Genomic DNA, 7,018 nt, shown 5'->3' with positions numbered 1-7,018 from the left:
AGCTTATAGAAAATTTAATCTGGTAATTATGCTTTTGATGGATACACCCGTTCCCATACCGAACACGAAGGTTAAGCATCAAGAGGCCGATAGTACTGCACGGGAAGCTGTGTGGGAGGGTAGGTTGTTGCCAGGTCAATGTTCCGCGATAGCTCAACGGTGGAGCACTCGGCTGTTAACCGATAGGTTGGAGGTTCGAATCCTCTTCGCGGAGCCATTTTTAGTCTTACAAAGTAAGGCTTTTTTTATTTTTTGATAATATATTTGAAAAGTATGCAACATAGCTATTAATTAAATATTAGCTATGTTGCATACTTTTAATATTAGCTACCTTCATGTTCAGTAGATATCATTAATTTATCATTATTTGTTTTTATTATAATGTTGCCATTTATATCAGTCCTAAGTATTTTAGAATTTAGATTTTCCAATGCTTTTAAAGTATTTTTATGAGGATGACCAAAATCATTTCCCATGCCACAACTTATTACAGCTATTCTAGGGTTTACTTTAGATAAAAATCCTTTGGAAGATGAAGTCTTACTTCCATGGTGTGCTACTTTTAATACAGTAGATTCTAAAGATTTTTTACTAGATAATAAAATATTTTCAACTTCTTCTTCCATATCTCCAGTAAATAAAAATGAGGTATTTTTATTTATATATTTTATTACTATAGAATGATTGTTTAAATTATCATCGGAGATATCACCAGTCCATAGAAAATCTATATAATTATCCTCTGAAAGTTGAATTTTAAGATTGTCATTAATATTTCTAATTGTAAGTCCTTTACTTTTAAGTGCGTTTACTAAGTTAGAAAAATTCTTATCTGTGGATAAAACTTTAGGCATAATAAACTCTTCTATATAAAATTTATTAACTATATCATCCATAGAACCAATATGATCTTCGTGAGGATGAGATGCAATAAGGTAATCTAATTTTTTAATTTTATATTTTTTAAGATAAGAAATTAAAGTGTCTTTAGCGCTATTTGGTCCACTATCTATTAAAATATTAAAATTATTATTCTCAATAAGAATAGAATCCCCTTGGCCAACATTTATAAAATGTATCCTAGTTTCTGAATCCTTCAATTTAGTATTAATACTATTTTTGCTAGTATAACCTAGTAAAAAAAAGGATACAAAAAATATTATAGATAATATAAATAGAGTTCTATTGCTTTTATAAAATTTTTTCATGAGACCTCCTTAAGTAGTACATGTAATATATAAAGTATTGACAAAATTTCAATATATACTTCACCAGAATACATATTATTGATATAATTAAATGTAAACATTAAAAAAGGACGTGAATTATTTGAGAAAATTAAGATTTGGAATAAAATTTTCTTTTAAAATGCTTGAAATTGCCATTAAAAGAATTACATATTCAATATGTAAAAATAAATTAACAGAAGAAAAAAGGGAAGAATACTTATATAATTTAGAGAAGGACTGGGCTGCTGCTACAATTAAATATTCTGAATTAAAAGTTCATGTTGTAGGTAGTGAAAACTTATTAAATCAAACATGTGTTTATGTTTCAAATCACCAAAGTATGCTAGATATACCTGTAATAATGATGAATATAAAAGATACTGCAGGAGCTGTGGCTAAAATCGAAATGAAGAAAGTACCGGTTATATCCTATTGGATGAAGGAATTAGGATGTGTATTTTTAGATAGAGAAAATGGACGGGAAGGTTTAAAGGCAATCCTTCAAGCTATAGAAATAATAAAAAGTGGCAGATCTATGCTTATATTTCCAGAAGGTACAAGAAATAAAGACAAGGGTGTAGGTGATTTTAAAAAGGGAAGCCTAAAACTTGCAGTTAAGGCTAATGTACCAGTGATACCAATTACGGTAAATGGAACCTATAAGGGATTAGAGGGAGAGCCAGAAGATTTAAGAGCTCAAATTATTTTCCATAAACCAATTTATATGGAGGACTTGAGTAAAGAGGAAAAAGCTAATTTATCTGAGATATGTAGAGGGATAATAGCAAGACCACAAGATTAGAATATATAAAATATAAATAAAAAGCTTCAAAGAAAATTTCTTTGAAGCTTTTTATTAAGCTAAATTTAGTCTATGGTTAATACTATGGATTTAAGTCTAGTCATAGCTTCAATACTATATTTTATACCTTGAGTACCCATACCCGAAGCTTTAACACCAGAGAATGGGAAGTGATCTGGTCCTCTTTCAGATTTATTATTTATTTGAACAGCCCCCACCTCTAATTTGTTAGCTACATAGAAGGCATCATTAATATTTCTTGTAAATACACTAGATTGAAGTCCATATTGAGACTTATTAGCAATTTCAATTGCTTCATCTTTATCCTTTACTCTAATTATAGGTAGTACAGGACCAAAAGGTTCTTCCCATGCAATACGCATATCACTAGTTACCATATCAAAAAGAGTTGGGTGTAGTAAGTTACCCTCTCGCTTATTACCATATAGTAATTTTGCACCTTTACTTAAGGCATCTTGAATAAGCTCTTCAACAAAATCAGCAGATTTTTTATCAATTAAAGGAGTGACTTTAGCTCCAGATTCAGGAGTACCGATGGTAAGTTTTTTTACTTGTTCCAAGATTTTAGAGGATAATTCATCGGCAACATCTTCTGTAACTAATACACGTTTAATAGCTGTACATCTTTGGCCAGAATAACTATATGCACCTGAAACAATTTCTCTAGCTGTATCATCTAAATCAGCATCTTTTAGTACAATGGCAGCATCCTTTCCACCAAGCTCCATAATCATAGGTACCATACCAGCAATTTTAGCTATATGCTTACCTACTTCTGTAGAACCGGTAAAGTTGATAAAGTTTATATTGTCGTTAGTAACCAGATAGTCACCTATTTCAGAAGATTTACCAGTAACTGAATTTATTACTCCATCAGGAACACCTGCTTCTTGAAATATCCTAATAAGATGAAGAGCACTTACAGCACCCTGTGTTGGAGGTTTAAGAATAACACTATTACCACCAACTAAGGCAGGAGCAATCTTGGAAGCTGATAGGTTAATTGGATAGTTAAAAGGTGATATAGCAAGGACTAAGCCTATAGGCACTCTTTGAACTAGACTCATCTTATTTTTTTTAAATCCTGGGAAAGTATCAGCAGCTATTGTTTCTCCTTCTAGATTTTTACCAGCATCTGCAGTAAATCTTATAAAATCTGCAGTACGCTTTACTTCAGAAATAGAGGAATTAATATCTTTGCCTATTTCCATCATAAGAACTTTAGATAATTCATCACAATTTTCTTCAAGCAAAGTTGCTGCTTTATGTAAGATTTCAGAACGTTTACTTACAGGCACATCACTCCAGGAATTTTGGCTTTCTTTAGCATACTTTATTATCTTATCCACATCGTCTTGACTCATTTGAGGTATAGTACCTATTAATGAGTTATCGCTAGGAGAAAAAATATCTATAGTATTTTCAGTTGTCATCCATTGACCATTTACTAAATTACAGTAATGATTTTCTTTCTTTACACATTTGAACAAAGAAAAACCACCTCTTTCATATTTTTATTTATTAATAATATTATTATCAAAGAGGTAAGTTTAAATACCAGAAATAGAATATTAAGTTTTAATTACTATTCAATATTTGCAAAATTTTATCTTCAGAAATATCTAAATTGGAAAGCAATCCAGATACGCAGGTTACATATTCTGGTGTTGAGTTACTGCTCCATTGAATTTTATCATTAATAATATTTTCCACTATTCCACATACATCAAACCCAAGACCTTCTAATGAATATCTTAATTTCCTTGGGAATATACAAGCCATGTTATTACTACGGGAGCAGTTGTTGCAAATTAGGCATCTTCCAGAAAATAGTGCAATGCTGTCATTATAATAAGATTCTAAGGAGAGTATTTTATTATCATTAAATTCTCTAAAACTATAATAAAGACCATTAAAAGTATTAGTAAATTCATCAGTGCTATTACTTATATCACTATATTTACTTAGAGAGTAGGTAACAATATTATTTAGTTCTTCCTTTGGAATTTGGTTTATATAGGTTTTACCACTAATTACATAACAATATTTGAACTTAGAAACATATTCTAAATCACTAAAAGAGAGTGGAGGACAAGACCATACCTTATTAAATTTATTACAACTTTCGCAGTATTTATTTACTATCTCAGGAGTATAATACTTTAATAATTTATCAATACTACACTTTTTAACATTATAAGAAATATATTTTATCATTTTTAACACCTCAGCTAAGTTTTTCATAGGATATTTAGGCATAGAGCATTTTTATATAAGTTAAAAAATTTATTTAAATTATATTATGCTATTGCCAACCTATCTAAACTATTATAAATTAAAAACGAAATAAATCCTATAAAATTATAAAATAAAAAAGCCGCAATTGCGGCTTTAGAAATTATTCCACATCAGTATATTTACTCTTTGCAAAGAATGATATAGCATAAAGACCTGCTAATCCTACTATGGCATAAACAATTCTACTAAATGTGCTTATAGCACCGAAGGCACTAGAACCTGCAAATAAAATTGCAACTAAGTCAAATTGGAATAATCCTATTAGGCCCCAGTTTACCGCACCAACAATAACTAAAATTAGTGCAATTGAGTCTAATACTTTCATAAAAACATCTCCTTTTAAATAGATTACAGTTGATAGTATTACCATTAGTTTTAAATTTTAAACAAAAAATCATAAAAAATCCTATTGTTAATATTTTGTGAACATATTAAAAATCTGTTATAGTAAGTACATTTTTATAGATATATATTATATAATACTATTTAGTTACAATATATTTGAAAGAAGGAATTTTATGAAAAATGTATTAATATTTTTAGGAAGTATTTTATTATTTTCAATTATAGTATTAGGTATATATGCTTTACTAAAGAAATTTGTATTTAATAAAATAAAAATAAACAAATGGTTAGTACTTATAATGGCTTTTATTGTGTTTGTAGTACCACCACTAGTATTTACAACATTACCAGTGTTAGTAACAAATTATGTAATACCAGGTATATTCGTTATATTATTTCTATGGTTTTGGGATTTGTGTGGCTTCATGTCTAAGACTCAAAATAAAATTGCCAAGGCTGCTTATAATAAACCTAAGAGTAATAAAAATGATATAGTAATAAAACCAAAGGCAAAACCTAATAGAGTTAAAAATAATCCTAATAATAAATAAAAATATAATTGAATTAGATAAAGAAAAGGATGCAAGTATAATTGAATACTTACATCCTTTTCTTTATTTTTTTATAAATATGCTATAAAACCTTTATTCCATTAACATAGGTTTCTAAAATTTTGGTTTCTTTAATTTTGTTTTTAGGTACAGCGGTTATATCTTGAGATAAAACTACAAAATCAGCTAGATAATTTACTTTAATTTTACCTTTTATATCTTCATCAAAGGACATGTAACTAGGTCCCGTAGTATAAGCTTTTAAAGCATCTAAAGGGGTAACACCTTCATTAATATTAAAGCCACCTACAGGTTTATTATTTAAATCTGTTCTATTTACAGCTCCGTAGATTCCTTGGATTATATTAAAACTTTCAATAGGAGCATCAGAGCTAAAGGCTACAGGAATGCCTTTCTGTATCATAGAATTAAAGGCATAACTACTTTTAGTTCTAGCTTTGCCTACAGCTTTTTCAACTATAGGATAATCACTCATAACAAATGCTGGTTGTACATTAGCTATTACATTGAGCTCCTTGAATCTATCTAACAAATCCTCATTAGTAAATTGACAGTGAACTATAACAGGTCTAAGATTATCCTCAGTATCTTTAGAAATTTTTTCATAGGAGTTTAATATCATTTCACAAGCTCTATCTCCAATACCATGGATAATAATTTGAAATCCTTGTTTAAAACCCTTAGTAACAAAACTATCTAAATCCTCTTGAGAATAAATACTAATACCATTATCAGGAGTATCCTCATAGTTGTCTATCATAGCTGCAGTACGAGCACCTAAAGAGCCATCTTGAAAAAGTTTAAGACCTCCAACCTTAAGAAAATCACTACCTACCTTTGACTTCAAACCAAAACTATTGGCTTCCTCTAATAATTCATCAGTATTAAGGCATAGCTGAAGAGTAATTCTTACAGGGAGGTTGCCTTCTTCTTCTAACTCTCTATAACTTTGAATTAAATTAGGTAAACTTCTACAGTGTGTTAAGTCTTCAGTTTGAACAGAGGTTATGCCACATTGAATTAAGTCATCAAAGGCGCTACGAAGAGAAGCTTTTATTTCTTCCACAGAAGTGGGAGGAACCTTACTAAGTGCAATATTTAAAGCATTTTCACGAAGAATTCCAGTAGGAACTCCATTTTCTCTATCTATAGCACCACCAGTAGGATTTTCTTTCATTTTATCTATATCTAAGAGTTCAATAGCTTTTGAGTTAATTACCCCTATGTGACCACATATTCTAGAAAATATAATTGGATGATCACAGGAGATTTTATCCAGATCATATCTATTAGGAAGTCGTTGTTCTTTAAAATAGTTATCATTCCAACCTCTAGAAATTATGTATGTATCCTTTGGAATATTGTTTTTATTAATATAAGACTTCACAACACTAATCATTTCATCTATGGAGGATAAGTTATTTAGCCTTACTGCAGTCTTTTGAAACCCATAATTAAGTAGATGCATATGAGCATCATTAAAACCTGGAACTACAGTATTGCCTTTTAAATCTGTAACTTTGTAATCCTCTTTAGAAAATAATGACAGTAAATCTTTATTACATCCTACTGCTAGAAACTTTCCATCTCTCACAGCAAAGGCTTCATAAACCTTATTGTTATCCAAGGATATAACATTTCCATTAACGTATATCTCTATAGACATATAATCACCACCTATTATAATATTGTTACATAATATATATAGTTATTCTTTAGAATAATATAAAATCCTCTTTAAAGCTTGTAAA

General features: G+C 29.5%; 7 protein-coding genes, 1 tRNA gene and 1 rRNA gene. 4 read left to right on the top strand and 5 right to left on the bottom strand.

Translation table 11 applies throughout. The features are described 5' to 3' along the window. Positions 1-18: 18 nt before the first annotated feature. Together rrf and IO99_RS13485 are read left to right on the top strand one after the other, a co-directional pair. Positions 19-136: ribosomal RNA gene (gene rrf / locus IO99_RS13490) — 5S ribosomal RNA — on the top strand. A 6-nt stretch (positions 137-142) separates the two neighbouring features. Next, positions 143-217 (top strand) — tRNA-Asn (locus tag IO99_RS13485). Positions 218-323: 106 nt separating this feature from the next. Here the strand turns inward: IO99_RS13485 and IO99_RS13480 are convergent. Next, positions 324-1,208: a ComEC/Rec2 family competence protein gene (locus IO99_RS13480; RefSeq protein ID WP_035134297.1), complete on the bottom strand. Its 885-nt coding sequence runs from the start codon at positions 1,206-1,208 to the stop codon at positions 324-326. A gap of 121 nt (positions 1,209-1,329) precedes the next feature. Between IO99_RS13480 and IO99_RS13475 the strand changes: the two genes are divergently transcribed. Then, positions 1,330-2,031 (top strand): lysophospholipid acyltransferase family protein, encoded by a 702-nt coding sequence (locus IO99_RS13475; protein WP_051824127.1) that lies wholly within the window; start codon positions 1,330-1,332, stop codon positions 2,029-2,031. A 65-nt stretch (positions 2,032-2,096) separates the two neighbouring features. On the opposite strand, the gene IO99_RS13470 is transcribed toward IO99_RS13475, so the two are convergent. The 3 genes from IO99_RS13470 to IO99_RS13460 all read right to left on the bottom strand — a co-directional run bounded on the left by IO99_RS13470 (position 2,097) and on the right by IO99_RS13460 (position 4,675). After that, a complete protein-coding gene (locus IO99_RS13470; RefSeq protein WP_035134294.1) occupies positions 2,097-3,542 on the bottom strand; it encodes an NADP-dependent glyceraldehyde-3-phosphate dehydrogenase in 1,446 nt (481 codons plus the stop codon). Positions 3,543-3,630: 88 nt separating this feature from the next. Beyond that, on the bottom strand, positions 3,631-4,269 hold the full coding sequence (locus tag IO99_RS13465; protein WP_035134292.1) for a DUF2284 domain-containing protein: 639 nt from the start codon (positions 4,267-4,269) through the stop codon (positions 3,631-3,633). 181 nt (positions 4,270-4,450) lie between these two features. After that, on the bottom strand, positions 4,451-4,675 hold the full coding sequence (locus IO99_RS13460; protein WP_035134290.1) for a DUF378 domain-containing protein: 225 nt from the start codon (positions 4,673-4,675) through the stop codon (positions 4,451-4,453). 193 nt (positions 4,676-4,868) lie between these two features. Here IO99_RS13460 and IO99_RS13455 point away from each other — a divergent pair, with 193 nt between their 5' ends. Beyond that, positions 4,869-5,246 (top strand): hypothetical protein, encoded by a 378-nt coding sequence (locus IO99_RS13455; RefSeq protein ID WP_035134288.1) that lies wholly within the window; start codon positions 4,869-4,871, stop codon positions 5,244-5,246. Between the two features lie 82 nt (positions 5,247-5,328). On the opposite strand, the gene IO99_RS13450 is transcribed toward IO99_RS13455, so the two are convergent. Continuing rightward, positions 5,329-6,933 (bottom strand): amidohydrolase, encoded by a 1,605-nt coding sequence (locus IO99_RS13450; RefSeq protein WP_035134286.1) that lies wholly within the window; start codon positions 6,931-6,933, stop codon positions 5,329-5,331. Between the last annotated feature and the right edge of the window lie 85 nt (positions 6,934-7,018).

The sequence above is a fragment of the Clostridium sulfidigenes genome (genome assembly GCF_000732635.1).
GTDB lineage: Bacteria > Bacillota > Clostridia > Clostridiales > Clostridiaceae > Clostridium_J > Clostridium_J sulfidigenes.
The sequence above is the reverse complement of the archived record's forward strand: the minus strand, read 5'-3'. Positions and strand labels throughout refer to the sequence as shown.

Coding starts and splice junctions, on each gene's coding strand:
- IO99_RS13480 (WP_035134297.1), bottom strand. CDS start 1,208: ATGAAAAAATTTTATAAAAGCAATAGAACTCTATTTATATTATCTATA.
- IO99_RS13465 (WP_035134292.1), bottom strand. CDS start 4,269: ATGATAAAATATATTTCTTATAATGTTAAAAAGTGTAGTATTGATAAA.
- IO99_RS13460 (WP_035134290.1), bottom strand. CDS start 4,675: ATGAAAGTATTAGACTCAATTGCACTAATTTTAGTTATTGTTGGTGCG.
- IO99_RS13455 (WP_035134288.1), top strand. CDS start 4,869: ATGAAAAATGTATTAATATTTTTAGGAAGTATTTTATTATTTTCAATT.
- IO99_RS13450 (WP_035134286.1), bottom strand. CDS start 6,933: ATGTCTATAGAGATATACGTTAATGGAAATGTTATATCCTTGGATAAC.